At 56.9% G+C, this 23869-nt stretch carries 18 protein-coding genes; 15 read left to right on the forward strand and 3 right to left on the reverse strand.

Annotated features, from left to right (window positions below; translation table 11 throughout):
* Nucleotides 1-34: 34 nt before the first annotated feature.
* Nucleotides 35-1645 carry a hypothetical protein gene (locus BVU99_RS03480; protein WP_049204109.1) on the forward strand — a complete coding sequence of 537 codons (1611 nt, stop codon included), beginning with the start codon at nt 35-37 and terminating at the stop codon, nt 1643-1645.
* On the opposite strand, the gene BVU99_RS03485 is transcribed toward BVU99_RS03480, so the two are convergent.
* A complete protein-coding gene (locus BVU99_RS03485) occupies nt 1642-2310 on the reverse strand; it encodes an A24 family peptidase (RefSeq protein WP_025303218.1) in 669 nt (222 codons plus the stop codon). The genes BVU99_RS03480 and BVU99_RS03485 overlap by 4 nt on opposite strands.
* A gap of 430 nt (nt 2311-2740) precedes the next feature.
* Here BVU99_RS03485 and BVU99_RS03490 point away from each other — a divergent pair, with 430 nt between their 5' ends.
* On the forward strand, nt 2741-4252 hold the full coding sequence (locus tag BVU99_RS03490; RefSeq protein WP_099817148.1) for a YchO/YchP family invasin: 1512 nt from the start codon (nt 2741-2743) through the stop codon (nt 4250-4252).
* Here the strand turns inward: BVU99_RS03490 and narL are convergent.
* Both narL and narX read right to left on the reverse strand, forming a co-directional pair.
* Nucleotides 4249-4899, reverse strand: a complete 651-nt coding sequence (narL, locus tag BVU99_RS03495) for a two-component system response regulator NarL (protein ID WP_043138564.1) — start codon at nt 4897-4899, stop codon at nt 4249-4251. The two genes, BVU99_RS03490 and narL, sit on opposite strands and share 4 nt — an antisense overlap.
* Nucleotides 4900-4909: 10 nt before the next feature.
* On the reverse strand, nt 4910-6694 hold the full coding sequence (narX, locus tag BVU99_RS03500; RefSeq protein WP_043138561.1) for a nitrate/nitrite two-component system sensor histidine kinase NarX: 1785 nt from the start codon (nt 6692-6694) through the stop codon (nt 4910-4912).
* A gap of 350 nt (nt 6695-7044) precedes the next feature.
* On the opposite strand from narX, the gene BVU99_RS03505 reads away from it, so the two are divergent.
* From BVU99_RS03505 to BVU99_RS03565, 13 genes are all read left to right on the forward strand, one after another.
* Complete coding sequence (locus BVU99_RS03505; RefSeq protein ID WP_025303214.1) at nt 7045-8439, forward strand: NarK family nitrate/nitrite MFS transporter; 1395 nt, start codon at nt 7045-7047, stop codon at nt 8437-8439.
* 772 nt (nt 8440-9211) lie between these two features.
* Complete coding sequence (locus BVU99_RS03510) at nt 9212-10111, forward strand: helix-turn-helix domain-containing protein (RefSeq protein WP_043138557.1); 900 nt, start codon at nt 9212-9214, stop codon at nt 10109-10111.
* 180 nt (nt 10112-10291) lie between these two features.
* A complete protein-coding gene (locus BVU99_RS03515; protein ID WP_025303213.1) occupies nt 10292-11254 on the forward strand; it encodes an NAD-dependent epimerase/dehydratase family protein in 963 nt (320 codons plus the stop codon).
* 174 nt (nt 11255-11428) lie between these two features.
* Nucleotides 11429-12478 carry a UDP-N-acetylglucosamine--undecaprenyl-phosphate N-acetylglucosaminephosphotransferase gene (wecA, locus tag BVU99_RS03520; RefSeq protein WP_025303212.1) on the forward strand — a complete coding sequence of 350 codons (1050 nt, stop codon included), beginning with the start codon at nt 11429-11431 and terminating at the stop codon, nt 12476-12478.
* Between the two features lie 45 nt (nt 12479-12523).
* Complete coding sequence (locus BVU99_RS03525; protein ID WP_043138552.1) at nt 12524-13657, forward strand: polysaccharide export protein; 1134 nt, start codon at nt 12524-12526, stop codon at nt 13655-13657.
* Between the two features lie 27 nt (nt 13658-13684).
* Nucleotides 13685-15868 carry a polysaccharide biosynthesis tyrosine autokinase gene (locus BVU99_RS03530; RefSeq protein ID WP_043138547.1) on the forward strand — a complete coding sequence of 728 codons (2184 nt, stop codon included), beginning with the start codon at nt 13685-13687 and terminating at the stop codon, nt 15866-15868.
* A gap of 4 nt (nt 15869-15872) precedes the next feature.
* Nucleotides 15873-17171, forward strand: a complete 1299-nt coding sequence (locus tag BVU99_RS03535; protein WP_043138544.1) for a flippase — start codon at nt 15873-15875, stop codon at nt 17169-17171.
* A complete protein-coding gene (locus BVU99_RS03540) occupies nt 17152-18000 on the forward strand; it encodes an ATP-grasp fold amidoligase family protein (protein ID WP_025303208.1) in 849 nt (282 codons plus the stop codon). Before BVU99_RS03535 ends, BVU99_RS03540 begins: the two co-directional genes overlap by 20 nt.
* A gap of 6 nt (nt 18001-18006) precedes the next feature.
* On the forward strand, nt 18007-19161 hold the full coding sequence (locus tag BVU99_RS03545; protein WP_043138539.1) for a hypothetical protein: 1155 nt from the start codon (nt 18007-18009) through the stop codon (nt 19159-19161).
* 3 nt (nt 19162-19164) lie between these two features.
* Nucleotides 19165-20070, forward strand: coding sequence for a glycosyltransferase family A protein (locus tag BVU99_RS03550; protein WP_025303206.1), 906 nt, complete (start codon nt 19165-19167; stop codon nt 20068-20070).
* Between the two features lies 1 nt (nt 20071).
* Nucleotides 20072-21127 (forward strand): glycosyltransferase family 4 protein, encoded by a 1056-nt coding sequence (locus BVU99_RS03555; RefSeq protein WP_043138535.1) that lies wholly within the window; start codon nt 20072-20074, stop codon nt 21125-21127.
* Nucleotides 21128-21134: 7 nt separating this feature from the next.
* Nucleotides 21135-21878: a glycosyltransferase family 2 protein gene (locus BVU99_RS03560; RefSeq protein WP_038876984.1), complete on the forward strand. Its 744-nt coding sequence runs from the start codon at nt 21135-21137 to the stop codon at nt 21876-21878.
* Nucleotides 21879-21880: 2 nt separating this feature from the next.
* On the forward strand, nt 21881-23749 hold the full coding sequence (locus BVU99_RS03565; protein ID WP_227255701.1) for a carbohydrate-binding protein CenC: 1869 nt from the start codon (nt 21881-21883) through the stop codon (nt 23747-23749).
* The last annotated feature ends 120 nt before the right edge of the window (nt 23750-23869 follow it).

Consider the following 23869-nt stretch of genomic DNA (forward strand, 5'->3'; position numbering starts at 1 on the left):
GCAATGATGCGGACACATCACGTCAGGAGAGATTATGGACAATAACGAAAAGGCTTCAGCAGCGCGCGCAGCAACCTTGCTTGCCACCGGTGAGGTGGTTACGCCGGAACAGTTTTATCAGGACAGCGACGGAAGCAACTGGGGGCCGGCGATCAACAAAGCGGCGGCGGCGGCGCTGCAAGCCGGCGGTACGTTGTCCCTGGGGAAGCGGGTGTATACGGTAGCCGGACACGTACTCATTCAGACGACAACGGACATCTACGGCGGCATCGGTTTACGGGTGGTCGGATTGGGGCGGGCGACCAAAATTGTCAAGACGGCGGACAGCAGTTACACCAACGAGCAGGGCGAAACGAAGAAAGCGGTGATCGTGGTGAAAGGCTTCGCCAATCTGACGCTGCACGGCTTGACGTTGCGGGATGATACCGGCGTAGACGACACCCACGGCGTGTGGTTCAGCGACCGCAATATGACGAAGTTTGATATTCGCGACATTTACACCAAGGTCGGCGGTTATTCGCTGTTTGTCTCGGGCGACATGTTCATCAACTGGCTGGTGAACGTGCAGATGGAGGCAAACGCCAATCGACCGGGCGATGGGGTGCTGTGGATGGACAAGTCTGGCACCACCAATTTTATAGACGGCCTCTACGCCGCTCGCGCCAAGGGTACGGCGTTCAGAATTTCAGGGTTTTACTCTACTATCGGCTCGTTGGCTGCGGATGACTGCATCGGCGATATCTACTCTTTCAAAGATTTTAACGGCACGATCAATTCGTTGGGTTGCGAGAACCGCAACACGCGGCGCGCCGCCAATGTCAGCGTGCTGTCCACCAACTTTGCCCAAGGCACGATAGGCAATATCAATATCCAGGACGCGCAGAATGTGGAGAGCGGGGGCGTGTTGTGCCGATTCATCAACGAATCTCGTTGGGATATCGGTCAGTTGACTCTTTACAGCGGTTCTAAGACGCCTTTCCCGGTGGCGATCGCTGCCTGCAGCAACAATACCGAGGTAACCTTCAGTAACGTATACAACGGCGGCGTCCCGGTGGCCGGCAAAAGCACCGTCGATGTGACGTCGTTTTTAAGCGGGGTTGAAGCGATGTACAGTCTGGGCGAGCGGGGTATTGCCCCTTCCGCCTCCAGCAACCATTTGCCGCGCAATATATCGAAACAGCCATCGTGGACTTTTTTAGGCACCCTGACTGCGCCGGATCGGCAACCTACAACGCGCATTACTCTTCAACAGGGCGTAAGCACCAAGGTGCTGGCGTGCGATTTATATATCACGTTCGATCTGACCTCGCAGGCGACCGCCTTTGTCGTCAATAAAGGCAGCTATAGCGCGAAAGGCGCCTTTATGTTGCGGCGCACTGGGCCGTTGAGCTGCGAAATATATTACCGTGTCGAGAAAGATTTCGGCTTTGGCAGTTATCAGGTGCAGACTACACGCGGCAGCTACTGGCGGCCGGACGGCGTTTCGTTGAGCACGCCGCCCTCCGATGCGTTGGAAATCCGCAGCGATGAGGTGTTATCCACGACCAGACTCGCGGTGATCCAACCACTGGCCAATCCGACAACGGCCAGCACGGCGGAAGTGGCCGGATTGCTCAATCGGCTGATCGAGACACTGAAGAATTAACCGAATAACGCCGGCGCGTTCTGGCCGGCGTCCAGCAAGAGCAGCAACCAGCCGGCGGCCGCCAAGGCGATGCCGAAAGGCTGCGGCGTTCGCCAGGCGCGACGGTTGCGTCTGCCGCGCGCCAATGCCATGCCTAATCCGAACATTGCCGCCAGGCAGACCAGCAGCGGCAATATTGTCCAACCGAGCCAGGCGCCCAGCGCGGCCAACAGTTTGAAATCGCCCTGTCCGATGCCGTTACGCCGCCGCACCTGCCGATAAAGCGCGTTGAGCAGCCACAATGCCCCGTAACCGGCCACGGCGCCGAGAACCGCGTCGTCAAGCGTTGCCCAGCGAGCGTCAAGATTGCACAGCAGCCCGCCCCACAGCAGCGGCTGGGTTAGCCGGTCCGGCAGCCACCGGTGACGCCCGTCTAGCCAGGCCAGGGCGATCAGCAGTGCCGCGGCCGGCGGTAACCACAGCCGGTGTGCTGCCGGCAGGTCGAAGGGCAACGCCGTCAACGCCAAACCCAGGGCCGTTAGCAGCAGGCTGCGGCGGCGCAATCTCGGCGGGCTGGCGCGCACGGCCGCCGTTCGCTCCAAGCGGGTGATGAGCGCGAAGGCGACCAGACCCGCCGACAGCAGCGCGGTGAAAAACAGCGCGTGCCACAGTGAGGAAATAAACATCAAGGCTCCGCCAGTCGTGAAACAGATGTTTAAAATAACGGCAAAATGCATATTTCATCGGGGTGAAATGCGGTGGATTGTGAGGAATGCGCAGTCGTACGCATCGCCACTTTACGTATTGCAGAGTGATACAATGCCTTGCGCGGTGGCGCTCAGCAGTGGTGTGCTGTGCTTTTTATCGGCAAAATCGACGCTAAAATGCGGTGAATTCATTTGGCGGCGGGAATGGATCGGTAAATGGTGCAAGTGACGCTGTCACTGAAGCGCGATTGGGGTTTATCCTATTGTTTCTGCTCGTCAAGCCGTTAGGCTTTAAGAGAGAGGCGTCCCCGCCAGGCCGGGACGTAAGGTTTTTCAGATCTGCCGTGGGAAAGGCGGCAGCAAAGCAGTGGGTTGGCATGCTCCAGGAGGGAGGGAGGCCAACGGTGTCATGAAAGACGTGATTCAGGCAATACTTATCAAGACCAAAAAACGATTCTGGCGCCGACGCCAGACGGCGTGGCTGGCCGGGCCACTGGTGTGGCTGGCCGGCGCAGCGGCCGCGTGCGCCGAATCCCCGCCGGCGCCGGACAGCGTCATCTCTTCTGAACAGGCCGCCGCGGACCCGGCCGCGAATTTGCCGGAGTTGGGCGGTGCGCCCGACGATGCCGCGCGCGAGAAGCAGTGGGCCGAGATGGCCAAGCAACTCGGCGAAAAAGAGTTGAACAACGTTTCACGTCAACAGATGCGCAGCCGCGCCGAAGATTATTTGCTGGGCCAGGCGACCGGTGCGCTGCAGCAACAGGCGCAGGAGCTGTTGTCGCCGTTGGGTACCGCCAGGCTATCGCTGAAGATGAGCGGCGAGGGGGACTTTACCGGCAGCAACGGGCAGTTATTCAGCCCGCTGTACGACGTCGACGGATTGTTGACCTACAGCCAGATCGGCTGGCTGCAGCAAAGCGCCGGGGCGCTTGGCAATTTCGCGCTGGGGCAACGCTGGATCGCCGGCGACTGGCTGCTGGGGTACAACACGGCGCTCGACAGCGATTTTGCTCGGCAGCGCAATAGAGGCAGCGTCGGTGCGGAAGCCTGGGGGGATTATCTGCGTTTCTCCACCAACTATTACTACCCGCTGTCGGCGTTGTCGCAACAGCCCGGCGATGGGGTATTTTTCAGCCGTCCGGCGCGCGGTTACGACATCACGACGCAAGGTTATCTGCCGTTTTATCGCCAGATCGGCGGTTCGCTCAGTTATGAGCAGTATCTGGGCGATAATGTCGATCTGTTCGGCAGCGGCAAAAAACAAAGCGATCCGCGCGCGATGCAGCTGGGGCTCAATTACACTCCGGTGCCGCTGGTGACGATGAAGGCACTGCATAAGATTGGCGCGGGCGGGCAGAGCCAGGATCAGGTCGAACTGGCGCTGAGCTATCGGCTCGGGGTACCGCTGGTGAAGCAGATTTCGCCGGAGTATGTGGCGCAGGCCAAGTCGCTGCGCGGCAGCCGCTACGATCCTATCGAACGCAAGAACGTGCCGGTGCTGGAGTTCCGTCAGCGCAAGTCGCTGCAGGTGTTCCTGGCTACGCCGCCGTGGAGCCTGCAGGCGGGGGAAACCGTGCCGCTGGTGCTGGAAATCAAGGCGCTGAACGGCATCACTCACGTCAGTTGGCAGGGGGATACGCAGGCGCTGAGCCTGACGCCGCCGCACAACGCCAACGATCCGCAGGGCTGGACAGCGATCGTGCCGCCGTGGGACGACGCGCCGGACGCCGCCAACAGCTACCGGCTATCGGTCACGCTGGAGGATGATAAACAGCAGCGCGTGACGTCCAACTGGATAGAGCTGAAAGTGGCGCCGCCGCTGACGGCAACCGCCGGCGATGACGCGGGCCTGCCGCCGATCAAAACCCTGACGCCACCGCCGATCCCGGCGCAAACCGGGCCGCTGTACGGCGGCGATTAACCGTTTTTGCCCTGCAGCACCCATACGGCGGCCTCGACGCGGGATTTTAGCTTCATCTTTTTCAGCAGGTGTTTGACGTGTACCTTGACGGTGCTTTCAGTGATGGTCAGGCGACGGGCGATCAGCTTGTTTGGCAGCCCTTGGGCGATCAGCTTCAGGATATCTCGTTCCCGCGGCGTTAGTTGCTGAATATCACGATCGGCGCTGGGGCGGTTTTCCCGCAGGCTGGCGGCGAGGATCGGCGTCAGCGCTTCGCTCAGTACCATCTGCCCGGCTGCCGCCTGATGCAGCGCCTTCAGCAGATCCTCCGGCTCCATGTCTTTCAACAGATAGCCGTCGGCGCCGCGTTTGAGCGCGCTGACGACGTCATCTTCATGGTTGGACACGCTGAACACCACGATGCGCCCTGACAGGTCGGTTTGGCGCAGACGATCCAGCGTTTCCAGCCCGTTGATGCCGGGCATGTTCAGGTCGAGCAGGATCAGATCCGGATCGTGCTGCTCCGCCAGCGTGACCCCTTGTTCACCGTTGCTGGCTTCGGCAATGACCTGCAGACGAGCGTCCATGCCAATCAGCTGTTTTACGCCGTTGCGCAGCATCGGGTGGTCGTCGATCAGTAAGATGGTGGCGGCGGTGTCTGTCGTCATGGTGTCTCCGTTAGTCGATGGCGTGGTTATCTGGCGTGAAGCTGACCCGCACCTCAGTGCCGCCGCCGCTGCGCGGTAAAATGTCGCAGCGGCCGTGCAGGCTCTTGGCGCGATCGCGCATGATGATCAAGCCGTAATGGTCGGGGCGAGACGTCTCGGCCGGCAGGCCGCGTCCGTTGTCGCAGACGCTTAGGGTCACTTCGCCCCGTTTATTGATGACCTGAATGCTCACCTCACTGGCGGCGGCATGCTTAAGGATGTTGCTGAGCGCCTCGCGGGCGATCTGCAGCAGGTGAATGGCCTGATAGGCCGGAACCGTGCGTGGCCCCAGCTGGTAATCGAGGCTGATGGTCAGGCCCAGCTTGGGATTGAACTCCGCCACCGTCGATTGCAGCGCCGCCAGCAGGCCCGGTTCGGTCAGCTGCAGGCGGAAGGTGGTCAACAACTCGCGCAGCTGGCGATAGGCGCCGTTCAGCTCTTCACGCATCTGTTGCACCAGTGCCTGGCTGGCCGAAGAGAGCGTTTCGCCCTGCATCTGCAGACAGGCGATCTGCATTTTCAGGCAGGAGAGCGATTGGGCGATGGAGTCGTGCAGCTCGCGGGCGATCGCCGCCCGCTCCTCCATCAGCATCAGCTGCTGTTGGTGGTCGACCTGACGCTCGATGGCCAGCACGCTGGTCAGCTGTTCCACCAGGGTATTGATCAGTTGGCGATGTTCATCGTTCAGCGGTTGCTGCGGCGCATGCTGTGCCACGATCACGCCGTAGTCGCCGAGCTTGTCGCTCAGGCTCCAGCTCAGCGACGGATTGTCGGGATGCTGGCGGTGGCTGTCGTTCAGGCAGGCGCTGCACACCGGGTTATGGCAATGCTCCGGCCTTAGCGGTTGGTTGCCGCTCAGCTGCAGCAGCGGTTCCCGGCTGTCGTTTTCATACAGCCGCACCTGAATGGCGCGCAACGGCGTCAGGGTTTGCAGTTGGTTGAGCAGCGGCGTCAGGCGGCTGCACAACGGCTCGCTGGCGTGCAGCTGGCGGCTGGCGCGGTAGAGGAAGCTCAGCACCTGATTTTTCTGCTGCAGGTCGGCGGTCTTCTCGGCCACGCGCTGCTCCAGCCCACTGTAGGTCGCCGACAGCTCGTCGGACATGGTGTTCAATGCGCCGCCAAGCGACGCCATTTCATCCTGGTGGCCGCGTTGTGCATAGCGGCGGCTAAAATCGCCGCGGCCTACCGCCAAGGCCATCTCCACCAGTTGCCGCCACGGATGCAGCAACCGGCGCCGCAGGTAGCAGGTGGTGCCGAACAACAGCAGCAGGGTCAGCGCGATGAAGCCGGCCTGCACCAGCGTCACCATCAGCAGGCGGCGCTCGGTTTGCCTGTCGATATCCGAGACCAGCTTGTCCAGCAGCTGCACGAAGTGCGCCACCTGCGGGGCGGCATCGGCCGGGCGCTGCGCGCTGCGCAGGCGAGGTTGCAGAGTCTGTTGCCAGTAATCACGCAAGGCGTCGAACGGTTGGGTCAACCCTTCCTGCTCCACCGAACGCTGCAGATCGGGGCTGTTTTCGTCGCGCTCCAGTTCGCGGATCAACGTTTCATGCCGTTCATCCAGCGGCACCTGCGCCAGCAGTCGGTAGCTTTGCATACGCAGCGAGCCGGCTTTGTTGATGGCGTGCGCGTTGCCCTGAATGCTTTGCGACATCCAGGCGGAAATCCCCATGCCGGCCACGCCCAGAATGCCCGACAGCAACATCAGCAGGGCGACCTGATTCACGATCGAAAGCGGGGCCAACAGGCGTTTCATAAGCGCGGGTTCCTGGCATTTGGCGCCGATGAAGCTCAGGGGCGAAGGCGGCGACGAGGTAAATAAGTAACGATTCAGCCGTATTTTTGATTATCCCTGAGCATAACCCCATACCTCGAATGAAGTACCCATTAGTTTCCAGCAGGACGGTGAAGCGGTAAAAATGACGGAGTGATGCTTTCTAATGCATTGATTAAAAGTGATTTAATTTTTATTCGGGGTGTACCCCTAAGGGGATGAAGGCGCTATTTGTGCCGCCAACTACTTGCATTCGGGTTGATATACATCAACTTTGCCGCCGGGGCCGCCCCCTAGGGTGTGCGGAATGATCCCCCGTGTCTGAGGTTTTTATGTCGCAACTTGCAACGCCTTCATCAAAGAAAACCGGTGCGCTGATTCAGGACTGGCGTCCTGAAGACAGCGCCTTTTGGCAGCAGCGTGGCCATCGCATCGCCACCCGCAACCTGTGGATTTCCATTCCCTGCCTGCTGCTGGCCTTCTGCGTCTGGATGCTGTTCAGCGCCGTTGCGGTCAACCTGAACAAGGTCGGTTTCAACTTCACCACCGACCAACTGTTCCTGTTGACCGCGCTGCCGTCGGTCTCGGGCGCTATTTTACGCGTGCCGTATTCCTTCGTGATCCCGCTGTTTGGTGGCCGTCGCTGGACCGCCATCAGCACCTGCTTCCTGCTGGTGCCGTGCCTGTGGCTGGGGTTCGCGGTGCAGGACAGCAGCACGCCGTACAGCGTGTTCGTCATTATTTCCCTGCTGTGCGGTTTCGCCGGCGCGAACTTTGCCTCCAGCATGGCCAATATCAGCTTCTTCTTCCCGAAAGCGCGTCAGGGCGGTGCGTTGGGGCTCAACGGCGGTCTGGGAAATCTGGGCGTCAGCGTCATGCAACTGGTCGCGCCGCTGGCGATTTCTTTCAGCCTGTTTGGCCTGTTTGGCGGCACGGCGCAAAATCAGGCAGAGGGGGGGCAGCTGTGGCTGGAAAACGCCGCCTGGATCTGGGTACCGTTCCTGCTGGTTGCCACCCTGGCGGCCTGGTTCGGCATGAACGATCTGGCCGCGGCCAAGGCATCGCTGCGCCAGCAACTGCCGGTGCTCAAGCGTGGGCATTTATGGATGCTGAGTTTGCTGTACCTCGCGACCTTTGGTTCTTTCATCGGTTTCTCCGCCGGTTTCGCCATGCTGTCGAAGACGCAATTTCCGGACGTAGTGATCCTGCATTACGCCTTCTTTGGGCCATTCCTCGGTGCGCTGGCACGGCCAGTCGGCGGCGCGCTGTCTGACCGTTTCGGCGGCGTGCGGGTGACGTTGATCAACTTTGTAGTGATGGCCGTGTTCGCCGCGCTGTTGTTCCTGACCTTGCCGATGGCGGGTGAGGGCGGTTCGTTCATCGCCTTCTACGGTATCTTTATGGTGCTGTTTCTCACGGCGGGGCTGGGCAGCGGGTCGACTTTCCAAATGATCGCCGTCATTTTCCGTAAAATCACTGTCGATCGCGTGAAAGCGGCCGGCGGCAGCGACGAGAGCGCGCAGCGTGAAGCGGTGACGGACTCCGCCGCCGCATTGGGTTTTATCTCGGCGATCGGTGCCGCAGGCGGCTTCTTCATTCCCCAGGCATTCGGCACTTCGCTGGCGCTGACCGGTTCCCCGGCGGGGGCAATGAAAGTATTCCTGGTGTTCTATATCTTGTGTGTGGTCATCACTTGGGCGGTGTATGGCCGCAAGAAAAAGGCCTGAGTATCAAACGATTTTCTCAATCCCTCCCGACAGGGGAGGGATATTTCGCTCATTCCGAGTCATCTCTCCTCGCTCTCTCAGTGAAATTTTCTGCCTTTAGGTAAAATTCTCATCTCCGTTTGCCGTTTTTTTCTTTTTTTATAGTTATATCTCTCAATATGGGAATGTCTTCTCCCAAGCGTATTATATTATTTGCACGGTTTTTTCGTTTTGTTGAGAGTATTCTTACATTAAAAGATTAATGTCTTTCCCGCAGGTTAAATGAAATTTCTGGGAGGGTAAGGCATAATTAGTGCGATTGTTATAAAATCAGCAATAGGGTTTTGTCTTAGATGCTGCACGCGCCGTGTGGAATGTGTGACAGGGTTAAATCAGATAACTCTCATTCTGTTTTTTCCGGCTTTTTGTAGTCTATCTGACAATCCGATTAGGTGGAAAAACACAATGAACTCACGGAGAAGAATGAAATTTCACAATTTCATTCGGTTAACAACTGAACAGGGTTGTTATTTTTTTCTTTTTAAATCAATGAGGTGATCATTTGAACTTTACGGTAGTCATGAAGGAAATCCATGTTGCCAGCAGGGAAAAAGAGTCATTTGGATAAACGGAACATCCTTAATAAGGCCTAATGTAAAAAATGAAATCAGAAAATTTTTATAAAGGCCAATATCCGATGAATGCAACCTGTTGAGTTTACATTTAATTTCTTGAACATTTTTTGATATTTCTATACAAAGTGTGCAGGACAGGCACGCTAAGGAAATTAAAAGTGAATCTTGATAGAAGAATAAAGATTAGGAATCTCGATGTTCTGACTCCTGCCGGGGAGAAATTTCGTCTGCGTTGGAAGGAGTATCAAATTCTTTCGCTGCTTGTCGCCAGATCACCAGAACTGGTAACCCGAACGGAAATTATAGAAAATATCTGGAAAGGAACTTACTGCTCAGATTCAACGATAAATCAAACAATTAAATCTATTCGCCAAAAAATCAGCGACTCGGAACATACGCTTATCAGAACCATTCCTCGGCTGGGTTACAAGGTGGAAAATCAAGCGGCTTTTCACTTTATATCCGAGGATGAAGACTACGCTGATGATGATATATTAAATGGCGGTGAGGATATTGGCGTTAATATTCAAGCGGAACTTTCTGAAAGTGAAAGTGAGTCCCCTGAGGCACACGATGAAAAAATAGATAAGCCGCGTAAAACGACGCTTGTTGCAGCGCCTGTTGCAACGGTAGAACCCTCCCAGGAACCCACTCGTGATAAAAAGTCGGCGACGGTGCGCCGATTTTTCAGCATGCCCGCCAGTCGCGTAGTGAAATACCTGACGGCATTTGCTTCTTTGCTGGTTATTTCACATTTTTCATATGTGCTCGGCAACCAAACTCGCCCGCCGGTGATCAATGATATTCAGAACAATACGCGCGTCGTGTTGACGCTGACGTTGAATAACCCCCATACCAACAGCCCACAAACCCTGTTCTGCCTGTACCAGGGGGAGAGCATGGAGCAGGCGACCATCGAATGTGTCGACCCTAAGCAGGGGCAGCTTAAATTACCGGTAAAATATGAGACCTCTTCTACGCCGGGTAAAGGTCGGATTAATCTCATATTGCCGAATAAAACCTTGCAATATCAAGTTGCTTACGATGTTAAAAATTAGTGCTAAATGAGGTTTTATCTTTAGCGATAATTTTACATTTGATGAAATATTTTATTTCATTATTTGTTATTTGAAAGCCGGGTTCGATTTGTCCAGTCTGGAACTCATTACCTAACGCATATTAGCGTCCTGTTTCCATCGAGGTGACAGGAATAATGAGAACCTGCTGAGTGACAAATTATGGATAAGCGTAAAGTAGCTATTATCGGGGGTTCCGGTTTTATCGGAACACGCCTGGCGAAACGTCTCAGTGTGCGCGATGATCTGACGTTGGTCATCGTTGATAAACAACCTAGCGCACATTTTCCGGCGCTCTATCAGTATGGCGACGTGACGCAACCCGAGACCCTGCAAGAGCCGCTGGCGGGCTGCGACGCCATCATTAATCTGGCGGCGGAACATCAGGACAACGTCGATCCCATTTCGCTCTATTATCAGGTCAATGTAGAAGGTGCACGGCATGTCTGCATGACCGCCTCCGCGTTGAATATCCACCAAGTCATTTTCACTTCCTCGGTTGCCGTTTATGGGTTCGTCGAGCAGGAAACCGATGAAGGAGGGCGTTTCGATCCTTTCAATCATTACGGCAAATCCAAGCTCGAAGCGGAATACGTTTATGAAGCGTGGCGCAAGGCGGATAGCGCCAACAAATTGACCATCATTCGCCCGACGGTGGTATTCGGTGAAGGCAACCGCGGCAATGTGTATAACCTGTTCCGCCAGATCGCCAGCGGCCGATTCGTGATGATTGGCAGTGGCAATAATATGAAGTCGATGGCTTACGTTGAAAATATTGCCGCGCGGCTGGAGCATGCGTTGGACCAGCAGTCAAGTTATCAGGTCAGCAACTACGTCGATAAACCGGACTTTACGATGAATCAATTGGTCGACGTTATTTCCTCCTCGCTGGGCAGAGAAAATAAGACGATTCGCATTCCTTATGTGGTGGGAATATGCGGGGCGACCGCATTGGATGTCGTGAGTAAAATAAGTCGTAAAAAATTCCCAATCAGTCGCGTCAGAGTGCAGAAATTCTGCGCCAGAACGCAATTTAAAAGTAATGTGCAAAATAATTTCGTGGCGCCGGTTGAACTTGATTCGGCAATCGAAAGAACCATTAAACATGAGTTTTCTGATAGATAACTTAACCGCACGCTGACGTTATTTACTTATTTCCGCCGACAAGCGGATAAATCTGTATTTTTCAGGATTAATTCATGCTGACTTATATCCTGGCAGGATCAATTTTGTTTTTGTTAATAGCGCATTGGGAGCTGTAACTCAAGGGCGGTAGCGTGCTTATTCGCTGGAGGAACGATGTTATATCAACTGAGCGTGATATTTGTGCTGGCGGTAGCGTGGGTCCTTATTGCCCGCCGGGCCGCCTTAACGGTGGGATTAGTGGATAAGCCCAATGCGCGTAAGCAACATCTGGGACACATTCCGCTGGTCGGCGGTATCGCCGTGTACCTGACGCTGATGCTGATGACGCTGTGGCAACCCGCCTGGCTGCCTGACAGCACCGTCTATCTGCTGTGCATTACGGCGCTGGTGGTGTTGGGCGTGCTGGATGACCGCTTTGATCTGCCCGTGGCGCCACGCGTCATGGTGCAGGGAGGGATCGCGCTGGCGATGATGCTGGCGGCAGGGATGCAGCTTTCCTCATTGGGCTATGTTTGGGGGCATCAGGAAGTGATGCTCGGTTATGGCGCGTTGCTGCTCACGCCGCTGGCGGTATGGGGAGCGATCAACGCCTACAACATGGTGGATGGCATCGATGGGCAACTGGGCGCCTTGTCCTGCGTGACCTTCGTCGCGTTGGCTATCGTGTTCGGATTGGGCGGCAGGGAAGATCTGGCGCTGTGGTGCCTGGGCCTGATCGTCGCGCTGGCGGCCTATCTGTTGTTCAACCTGAGCCTGTTCGGCGCGCGCAACAAGATCTTTATGGGGGACGCCGGCAGCATGGTGATCGGCTTCAGCGTGCTGTGGCTGGTGTTGCTGGCGACGCAGGGGCCACAGGCGGTAATGCGTCCGGTCACCGCGCTGTGGCTGATCGCCATTCCTCTGATGGACATGGTGACTGTGATGGTGCGTCGCCTGTTGCGTCGCCAAAGCCCCTTCAAAGCGGGCCGCGATCATTTGCACCATATTCTGATGCGTCGCGGGCTCAATGCGCGTCAGGCGCTGGCGATGAGCACCATGCTGGCGGTGACGTTGGCCTGCATTGGCATTTGCAGTGAAGTGTTGCAGCTGCAGGAAAGCCAAATGTTGGTGGCGTTTCTGTTCTGTTTTTGCGGTTATTTCGTCATGTTGCGCGAACCGCGTCAGGCGACGGTGTTCAGCGATAATCCGACCGTCGGCCGTTAATCCCCTCACGGGCTGCGGCAGCAGCCCGTTTATCACGGTACTTCCATGAATTTTCATTTGCCTCTTTTGATGCCATTGGCCTTCACCTCCGCGCTGTTGAGTGGATGTACGGTGGTTCCCGGTTCACATTTACCGACCAGCGGAAAAGCCATCGTCGTGCAACAGGACGACGATTTCGATTTGAATGACCAGATACAGGTTTATCGCATGTCGCCGATGCTGCTGCAGAAAATGCGGCGCGTAGAACCGGTCGCCCGGCCGAACCCGGCGCTGGATCAGCGATTGCAGAGCTATCAATACCGCATCGGCGTCGGCGACGTGTTGAACGTCACCGTCTGGGATCACCCCGAGTTGACCACGCCGGCCGGGCAATACCGCAGCGCCAGCGACACCGGCAACTGGGTGCATGCGGATGGCACGATTTTTTATCCCTATATCGGGCGAGTGGCGGTAGTGGGCAAGACCGTCACCGAAGTGCGCAGCCTGATCGCCGGCCGTCTGGCGCAGTATGTGGAAAGCCCTCAGGTAGACGTCAGTATTGCCGCTTTCCGTTCGCAGAAGGCTTACGTGACCGGCGAAGTGAAAACCTCCGGCCAACAGGCGATCACCAACGTGCCGTTGACCATTCTGGATGCGATTAACGCCGCCGGCGGCCTGACGGACAACGCCGATTGGCGCAACGTGGTGCTGACCCATCAGGGCAAAGAGCGGGCTATCTCGCTGCAGGCGCTGATGCAGCGCGGCGACATCAGCCAGAACGCGCTGCTGCAGCCGGGCGACATCCTCTACATCCCGCGCAATGACGAATTGAAAGTGTTCGTGATGGGCGAGGTGGGCAAGCAAGCGACGCTGAAGATGGATCGCAGCGGCATGACCCTGACCGAGGCCCTCGGATCTTCCGAAGGGATCAGCCAGACGGTGGCGGATGCGACCGGGGTGTTCGTGATCCGGCCGAGCGGCGGTAAAACACCGCAGCGACTGGCGACGCTGTATCAGTTCGATCTCTCCGACGCCAGCGCGCTGGCGATGGGCGCTGAATTTCAGCTGCAACCTTACGACGTCGTGTACGTCACTGCGGCGCCGGTCGCGCGCTGGAACCGTTTGATCAGCCAGCTGGTGCCGACCATCAGCAGCTTTAACGATCTCAGCGAGGCGACCTTGCGCGTGCGCAACTGGTAACTCCGCAGGGTGAATAAGGAACAGAAGATGAAAAATAATGCGCTGTCCGTGATGGTGGCCGAACAAGACGAAAAGCTGGAGTGGGAACGCCTGATTGGGCCGCTGTGGGATAACCGCTGGCGGATCGCCGTCGTGACCGGCGTGGCAGGCATGTTGGGCGTCGCCTACGCCCTGTTGGCCACCCCGGTGTACCAGGCTACGGCGGTGGTGCAGGTGGAGAAGCAGCTGTCCGGCGATTCGCTGCTGCGTGAAACGTTGGACAGTTCAATGATGGGGCAAAATTCGGCGACACAGGATGAGGTGACGCTGGCTAAGTCGCGCTACGTGCTGGGAAAAACGGTGGACACCCTCGGTCTGACGGTGCGCGTCAGCCCGGACTATTTCCCTGTGTTCGGCAAAGGCTTTGCCCGCTTGAGCGGTGAAAAGCCGCCGGTGCTGAGCATTGCCACGCTGACGACGCCGGCGGACATGGAGGGCGAAGCGCTGACGCTGACGGTGCGCGATGGGCAGCATTACGAGCTGAGTTATGACGGCAGCAAACTGTTCAGCGGCGTGGTCGGGCAGCCGGTGGCGCAAGGCGGTTGGAACATGACCGTCTCGGCGCTGGACGCTTCGCCGGGCGCCAGCTTTACCGTGGTCAAAGTCGCGCGTCAAGAAGCGGTGGACGATCTGCGTAAATACCTGGACGTGGTGCCGAGTGGCAAGGACAGCGGCATCATGACCTTTACGCTGCCGAGCGAAGATCCGCAGAGCGCCGAGGCAATGCTGAAGAACATCACCGACAACTACCTGCAGCAGAACGTGGATCGCAAAACGGAAGAAGCTCAGCGAATGCTGGCGTTCCTGCAAGAGCAGCTGCCGCAAACGCAAACCTCGTTGAACAACGCCGAAACCCAACTTAATCAGTTCCGCCAGCAAAATGACTCGGTGGATCTGTCGCTTGAAGCCAAATCGGTGCTGGATACTCAAGTGCAGCTCGAGGCCCAGCTCAACGAGCTGACCTTCAAGGAAGCGGAAATCTCCAAACTCTACACCCGCGCGCACCCGGCTTACCGGGCGCTGCTGGAGAAGCGCGCCACGCTGGAGGCGGAAAAGGCACGGCTGGGTAAACAGGTGCAGACGTTGCCGAAAATGCAGCAGGAGATCCTGCGTCTTACCCGCGACGTGCAGGTGGATCAGCAGGTTTACATGCAGCTGATGAACAAGCAGCAGGAACTGAGCATCAGCAAGGCCGGCACGGTGGGCAATGTGCGCATCATCGACGAAGCGGAAACCGCGCTGCGGCCGATTAAGCCGCAAAAGATGCTGATCGTATTGTTGGCGCTGCTGCTTGGCGCCGGGGGCGGCGCCATCGTAGTGCTGCTGCGTGCGGCCTTCCATCGCGGCATCAATGACATCGATACCCTGGAGAAGCGGGGCATCAACGTCTACGCCACCGTGCCGCTGTCGCCGTGGCAGGTGAAGCGCAACCGCGAGCAACGTCAGCTGCTGCCAAGGTCCGGGGGGCGGCGCTTGCCGATCCTGGCGGTGGCCGAACCGACGGACCTGTCGGTGGAAGCGATCCGCAGCCTGCGCACCAGCCTGCATTTCGCCATGATGGAGGCCAAGAACAACATTCTGATGGTCTCCGGCGCCAGCCCGGAAAGCGGCAAGAGCTTTACCAGCACCAACCTGGCGGTGGTGGTGGCGCAGGCCGGGCAGCGGGTGCTGTTGATCGACGCCGATATGCGCAAAGGCTTCCTGCACCGCTGGCTGGCGGATGATGGGCATCAGGGGCTGTCCGACATGCTGGTGGGCAACGTGATGGCGGAACAGGCGGTGCGGAAAACCGCCATCGCCAATCTGGACTTCGTGCCGCGCGGTCAGGTGCCGCCGAACCCGTCCGAACTGCTGATGCACCGCCGCTTCGCCGACTTCCTGCGCTGGGCCGGGCAGAACTACGATCTGGTGCTGATCGACACGCCGCCGATTCTGGCGGTGACGGACGCGGCGATCGTCGGCAATCACGCGGGTACCTCACTGCTGGTGGTGCGCTTTGAGGTGAATACCGTCAAGCAGATCGAAACCAGCATGCGTCGTTTCGAACAGAATGGCGTGGCGATCAAGGGCGTGATCCTCAACGGGATGGTGAAGAAGGCGGCAACCGACATGAGCTATTACAACTTCGCCTACCCAAGCCATCGGGAAGATCACCCGCAGGCAGGGGAATAAGCGGGTGAAGGCCATTATCACCAATGCCCTGTGGCTGATGCTTGAACGCGTTTCGCTCAGCCTGTCCGGCATCTTCGTCTCCATTTACGTTGCGCGCTATCTGGGGCCCGCGCAGTTTGGCACCCTCAACTATCTGTTGGCGACGATCGCCATCGTAGTGCCACTGGTGCAATTGGGCGCCGACAGCATCATTTTCAACCGCGTCGCCCGCCGACAGCCGAGCGGCATTCGCCTGATGCTGGCGTCAATACGCCTGCGTCGTTGGCTGTTCCTGGTGGTGGCGCTGCCGATGCTGATATGGAGCTATTTCAGCCAATCGCCCGCCAGCCAACTGATGACGCTGTTGCTGCTTATCAGCGCCTATTTCTCGATTCAGGACGTGTACAAAATTTATTACGATGCCCGCCTGCAGTCGAAACGCAATACGCTGATCAACAACCTGGCGCTGCTGCTGTCGATCGGGCTGCGGCTGGCGCTGGTGAGCGCGGCGCTGCCGCTGGTGTGGTTCGCGATACCCTACATCCTCAGCAGCGCCGTACCTTACCTGGCGCGCCTCTGGTTATTCCGTGCGGAAGCGGCGGCCTCGCCGCGGGTTACGCCGCGCCAGGCCAGGCGCTATGGCCGTTATTTGCTAAAGGTGGGCCTGCCGTTGGCCATCTCCAGCCTGTCGATAGTGATCTATACCCGCATCGATCAAATCATGCTGGGCAATCTGGTCGGCGAGCAGGCGGTAGGCTGGTTCAGTGCCGCCACCACCCTCAGCCAAGGCTGGGTTTTCGTGCCGATGGCGCTGATCACTTCGTTGATGCCGGGCATTGCTAGCTGTCGCGATCCGTTGGAGCAGGAGTACCGTATTCGGGTGCTTTATCTGGTGGTCTTGGGCCTGTCGTTGCCGGTGTTGCTGGGCCTATGGTGGTTCGCCCACCCGGCGATTGCGCTGCTGTACGGCGCCGCTTTCCAACCGGCCGCCAATATCCTGGCTATTTGCACGCTGACCTCGCTGTTCTCGGTAATGGGGACGGTTTCGTACCGCAGCATCGTGCTGTTCGCCGGCTATCGTTTTATCGCCATCAAGATGCCGTTGGTGGCGGTGGCGAACGTGGTGATGAATCTGCTGCTGATCCCGCGCTACGGCCTGATCGGTGCGGCGGTATCTACGCTGTTGGCGGAGTTCATTTCGTTCTTCGTGCTGAACAGTTTATTCCGTGGCGGAAAAATTACCCGACTGCAGCTGACCTGTTTTTACTGCCTGCCGCGTCTTGTCAGCAAATTAAGGAGAGAGCATGTTAAACATCCTGGTTAAAAATATTTCCAAGCGCCTGCCCGATGCCTGGCACCATCAGGTTAAATACGCGCTCTATTTCAAGAAGCTGCCGCACCTGTCAAAACCGACCGGCTTCAGCGAAAAGATCATGCGCCGCAAAATTTATCCGCGCAGCATCTACACCACTTTGTCGGACAAGTTCAAGGTGCGTGAATTTATCGCCGGCCTGTGGGGCGAGGAGTATCTGGTGGAGCTGTATGCGCATGGCACTGAACTTAGCTACGACATGTTCAGGCAATTGCCTAACGCCTTTGTGCTGAAGGCCAACCACGGCAGCGGCTATAACCGCTTGGTGTTCGACAAGCAGCAGATTAGCTACGCGGAGTTGTACGATCTCAGCAACGCGTGGATGCGCAGCAACTTTTATGAGCAGAGCCGCGAAAAGCATTATCTGGATATCGAACCCTGCATCATGGTGGAGCGCCTGTTGCTGGATGGCGAACAGGTGCCGAACGATATCAAGTTTCATTGTTTCAACGACAATCATGAAATTCGTATGTTCATCCAGGTGGATTACCAGCGTTTCGGCACCCATCGGCGCGATATTTTTGATATCGACTGGAACCGCACCGAAATTCGTATCAACTTGCCGAATGCAGACGAACCGATGCCGCGTCCTACACGGCTGGAGGAAATGATACGTTTGGCTCGCCAGACCGCGCAGCAGTTCTCTTATGTCCGTGTGGATTTCTACCAGGTCGGTGAGAAGGTGTATTTCGGTGAGTTGACGTTTACGCCTGGCGCGGGGTTAAGCAAGCTGATGCCGAAAAACATTGAGCAGGAATGGGGCAGTTATTTTACTGAGTAAACGCTTATGCAAAGAGTCGCCTCCAATTTTCAAATGCATGCCAATGCGGGTTATAATCAGTCGCGAGATTTAGTCAATCAATCAATTGTATTGACCTTCCTGCTGATGTTTTTCGTGAAAACGTTCCTGACCTCGGGATCGTTCAATAGCGAGCTGATTAATAAAGCGGTCATGGGGCTTAATGGCTTGATGTTGCTCTATGTTGGCTATGCATTTTTTATCGCTACGCTGGCGGAAAAGGCGGTTGCGGGTTTTTTGGTTCTGCTGTTTCTTGTTAATATTGCCACCGGTCATGGTGATTATCTGTTTGGTGCGGTATTCAGCACGGCGGTGATCATTTTATTTCGCCGCATAGACATGGGGCGTGGCGCTGAAATGTTTGCCATCACCTTTGTGGTGGCAGGGTTACTGGTGGTTATTCCCTATATCTTTTACACCGATGGGTTTGTTTACCTTGATGAGCGTTACGGCAATCGATTAACGCTGGGGTTCGATAATCCGAATACCCTGGCGTATTATTCTTTTGCCTTGTTCGCCACACTGCTGTGCCTGATCGACCATGCGAAATTAACGCGAGGAGTGAAAAATATCGCTTCGCTGGCGGTATCGGCGTTAATTCTCCCGGTGCTGATGTATTCCTATTCTCGCACCTGTTTTATGTTGGCGCTGTTGATGTTGTTGCTGTTTTGGCTGGCGCCGCTGCTGCGTGTCGCGCCGAACAGAAAAGTCTGCATCGCGCTGACGTTGGCCATTGTAGGCTTTCAATTCGCCAGCGTTATACGCTGGGGGAGTAATCCGGCCTTGGACGTCCTCTTGAACCAGGCGTTGACCGGGCGAATCTGGTTCTCCTGGCAGATGTTTCAGGCGGTGGGGCTACCCAATCCGCTGTTCGGCATGAATATAGAGCCTTATAAGCCCGTCGATTTCTTCTTCATCGCCATGTTTTATTCGGCCGGTGGCATCGCTTCTGTCGTCATGCTTTTTTGTTATTTTCACCTGTTGGGCAATATGCGCAGGCTGAGTCGGTTCATGCGCTGGGTGGTGGTTGTTTTCCTGCTGACAACCTTTACGGAAACCTATTTTTTGGTCCCGGTATTTAACGTGTCGTTATTGTTGCTTTGCCGTGGAAAAGAAATGATAAATTCTAAGTTGGAGGGTTAAGAAATGGATTTCTCGATCGTTATCCCTATTTATAATAGTGCACGCTACCTGCCGAAAACGCTGAAGCGGATTTTCAACGCTTGCCAAGGCTTCGACTATCAGGTGATTTTGGTTGATGATTGCTCTGACGAGGATGATATCAAGTATATTCGTCAGATAGCGGCGACGAATAGCAATGTGATGCTGCATGAGAAAAAACAGAAGAGCAATGCGGCGGTGTCGCGCAACTTAGGTACCAAGTTAGCGCAATCGGAGATCGTGTTTTTCCTCGACTCTGATGATTACTTCACGACCAACTATATTATTCGTCGCATGAATAAACATGAGGATCGCCATATTGATATTATCTTCGGCAACTATGCGGAGGTGAGCGGCGATTCGGTGCGTGATTTCAACTTCCATTATAAATCCGGTTCCTCCGGCGAGGATTTTCTTTTTCTGGAAATGGGCGATATTCGTTCATCCACCATCAGCATCCGTAAAAAAAGCGATCGCCGCTTTTTATTTCCCGAGTTCCTCAATAAGCATCAGGACTGGGGTTTTTTGGTCAATGCGACCAATTTGGGCGCGCATGTGGCGCACGACGCCGGCGGAGGGGTGTTTCTCGACGTAGGGCGCTATGGGCGCATGACGGCGAAGCTCAATCTGGAGGCCAGCGACCGCTTTATCAATACCTTCCTCAGCCCCAGCGATCGCCATATCAGCGGATTCGCCTGCAAGCATCTGCTGGCCTCGCTGTATTCGGAAAACGCCCAGGCGTTCAATTATTACTCGTCGCGCATCGTGCGGCACAGCCTGAGCGGCAAGTTCAAGGTGATCAAATGGTATGGCGATTGTCTGGCGCGGTTGGGGTTGTTCTCGGTTGGCGGCCGGCTGCTGCGCAATGTGCGCCAGGGATTCAGGAGATGATATGCAAGCACGCAAGGTAATCATCGTTATCGAAAATATCGCGGGCAAGGGCGGTACTGAACGGGTCGCCAGCGGTTTGGCCAACGCGCTGGCGCGTCTGCCGGGCTATGAGGTGGCGGTGTTTTCGCTGTTTGGCGAGCGGAGCTTCTTTCCGCTGGCGAGTGACGTCCGGTTGCGCTGCGGCGGTGGCGATTCGCTGTTCTGGCCATGGCGGCTGGCATTGGCGCTGCGGCGTGAACGCGCGGACGTGATCATTACCGTTTCTATGGGAAAACTGTCGGTGGTGATGACGCCTTTTCTGCGTTTGTTCTGTGCCCGCAGCCGGTTGCTATTAAGTGAGCACGTCAGCTTTCACCAGTATCCGCGCGTATTTAAGTGGCTGAAGTTGCTGGTTTACCGGCTGAGCGATCGCGTGATTTTCCTGACACGGCAAGATAGCGACGCCATCGCTCGCTGGGTGGGGGCCGGAAAATGTCGGGTGATCGAGAACGTTTCGCCATTCGGCGCACAGGCGCCGACGCCGGCGCTGCAAAAAAAGGTGGCGCTGGCGGTGGGGCGATTGAGCAATCAGAAAGGCTTCGATCGACTGATCGCACTGTGGCGAGGGGTGGTGGCGCAGGCGCCGGATTGGCGTCTGCTGATTATTGGCGACGGTCCGGAGCGCGACGCATTGCGGCGACAGATTGAAGACGCCGGGCTGGAGCGGCAGGTGAGTCTGCTGCCGGCCACCGCTAACGTGGCGGACTATTATCGCCAGGCCAGCCTGTATTTGATGACCTCTCGCTATGAGGGATTGCCGATGGTGCTGATCGAAGCCATGAGTTTCGGCCTGCCGCTGGTGGCCTACGACTGCAAGACCGGCCCGGCCGAGTTGATAGACGATGGCGTCAACGGCTATCTGGTGCCCGATGACGACGCCGCCGCCTTCAGCGAAGGGGTGATCAAACTGATGCTCGATCCGGGTTTGCGCGAGCACTTCTCTATCGCCGCGTTAGAGAAGTCTCGTCGTTTTTCTCCCGAACGTATTTATCCCCAGTGGCAACAGCTCACCGAGTGAGGACAGAATGGAAAAGATATCCGTGATAATGCCGGCCTACAATGCTGCGAACTCTATTAAAGAGTCGATTCTAGGCGTGCTGAATCAGCGATTTACCGATTATCACCTGTATGTGATCGATGATGCGTCTACCGACGATACTGCCGAGGTGGTACGGCCGTTCATCCACGATCGCCTCACCTATATCCGTAATGAGCATAACCAGGGCGTGGCGGAAACGCGCAACATCGGCATTGAGGCGGCGAAAGGCGACTATATCGCCTTCTGCGACAGTGATGACGTATGGCTGCCCAACAAGCTGTCGCGCCAGGCGAGCATTTTGCAAACCCGCCGCTACGACGTGGTGTGCTCCCATTATTACACCTTCGAAGACGACCTGAAATTGATCAAAAACACCCGTGGTGCGGATGAGCTTATTGGCTATCAGGATATGTTGAAAAGCAACTGGATTGGCAATCTCACCGGCATCTACAACCAGAAGCGCATCGGTAAGGTGTATCAGCAAAAAGTGGGCCATGAGGACTATTTGATGTGGCTGGCGGTGCTGCAGAAGGCGCGTAACGGCCTGGCCTACTGCATTCCCGAACCGCTGGCCTGTTACCGATTGTCTACCCATTCGCTGTCGGGCAACAAAATCCGCGCCGCGGATTGGCAATGGCGGATTTACCGTCAGCATTTGGGGCTGTCTTACCAGAAATCCTGCTATCTGTTCGCCACCTATCTGTTCAATGCCGTGGTGAAAAGGAAGTGACCATGAGGGGGATGTATCAGAGGGTGGCTCTGGGCTGTTGCGCCTTGTGGAGCGCTTCGGCTCTGGCGCAGAGCTGCCAACCCAATCTGTTGGCCAACCCCGGCTTTGAGCAGGGGCTCAGCGGCTGGCGCGCGCAGGGCGCACAGGGCGACGGCGATACGCACAGCGGCCGTGGCAGTCTGCGTTATGACAATGCAGATGCAGCGCAGTACCGTACCTTCAACCAGGCGCTGCAGGTTGTACCCGGGCAGACGATCGATTTCGGCGTCTGGCTCAAGACCCGCGGCGTACGCGGGCAAAGCCGCGACGGCGGCGCCGGGGTTTATCTGCAAAGCTTTGATGCGCAGGGGCGCTTTCTGGAAGGCAGCTATCCGGCTGGCGTGACCGGCGACAGCGGTTGGCGGCAGGTGAACGCCAGCTATACCGTGCCGCCGCAGGCGGCGCGAATCACTTTTGGCGTTTACCTGCGTAAGGGGAGCACCGGTACCGTCTGGTTTGACGACGCCTATGCGTGTACTCGAGCGCCTAAGCCGGCATTGTATCAGCTCGGCGCGTCGGCGCAGGGAAAGGTCGACACGCTGATAGTCACTGCGCAGCCGCAGCATTTGCAGGTCGATAGCGAATTGCTTAATGCCGAGGGGCAGGTTGTTCACCGTAGCCGCGACCGTTATCAAGTTGAAGGGCAGCGCCGTATCGAATACCCACTGCCGACCGGCCTGGCCCAGGGAGAGTACCGCCTGCGTCAGCAGGTCACCGGTCAGCAATCCCAGCCGGCACAGGGCAGCGAGCTGTCTTTTCGCGTTGGCCAGCCTGCGGCCAAAGTGGCGATCGACAGCAAAGGCTTTACCCTGCGCGATGGTCAACGGCTTTTCCCGTTGGGCATTTACGCCAACGTGGCTACCGATGAACATTTGGCGCGTATCGCCTCGGCGGGATTCAACACGGTGCTGAACTATGATTATGGGGAAAAGAAAGATCCTTACGCCTTTTTCCGCAACGCACGCAAGCGCGGGCTGCTGGTCATTTACTCCGTCAAAGATCAGTACCGCGGCAGCCGTTTCGCGCCGGCCGTGCGCGGTGGCGACTACGCGGCGATGACGGCCTGGTACGTGCAGCGCTTGCGCTCTCAGCCCAACCTGCTCGCCTGGTACATCAACGATGAACTGGGGCCGGAATATCTCGATAAGATCGAGGAAAAAAACCTGCAAATAAAGCGGCTTGACGGCGATCACCCCACCTTCCAGGTGTTGAACAAAACCGGGGAGTTAGACGCCTACTTTAACAGCAGCGACATTTTGGCGACCGACCCTTACCCGGTGGGGAACGATCGCGATCTGACGCGCACTACGCGTTATACCGAACTGACGGTGCAGGCCGCCCGCCAGGCACGCGGGGCCTGGGTGGTGATGCAAATCATGGATCACGCCGCTTATGACGCTCGCCGCAAGCCACATCCGCCGTCAGAGGCGGAAATCCGCAACCAGGCCTGGCAGGCGCTGATCGGCGGCGCTAAGGGGCTGTTGTTTTATTCTTATACCGATCTGTTTTACAAGCGTAAAACCGGCCGCTTCGACCAACGGGAGTTTGACGCCACCTGGCGTGGCGTGGCTGCCGTGTCGCAGCAAATTGCCGCTTTCACCCCTTATCTGCTGACGGGAAAATCGACGCCGCTGGCGGGAAGCGACCCGCAAATGCCGGCGCGGATGTTTATTCTGGGCGATCGCGCCTTGCTGCTGGTAGCCAACCCCTACTATCGAGAGGGAAGCACCCGCTTGCGCCTTCCGGCGGGCTGGCGGCAGCAGGGAGAGGGCACGGAGGTCAAGCTGGCGTTGCCCGCCGTGGGCACCGCGACGCTGTGGCTTCAACGCTGAAAGCGACGAGTTAGCATCACGCGGGAGGTTTCTCCCGCGTCCTACCCCCAAATACGTCTCTTATACACATCTCACTCTGCCGACGAAGAGGACAGTACAAATTCTTGAGTGCTCAAAGAT

Source organism: Serratia sp. OLAL2, from assembly GCF_002752475.1.
Classification (GTDB): domain Bacteria; phylum Pseudomonadota; class Gammaproteobacteria; order Enterobacterales; family Enterobacteriaceae; genus Serratia; species Serratia bockelmannii.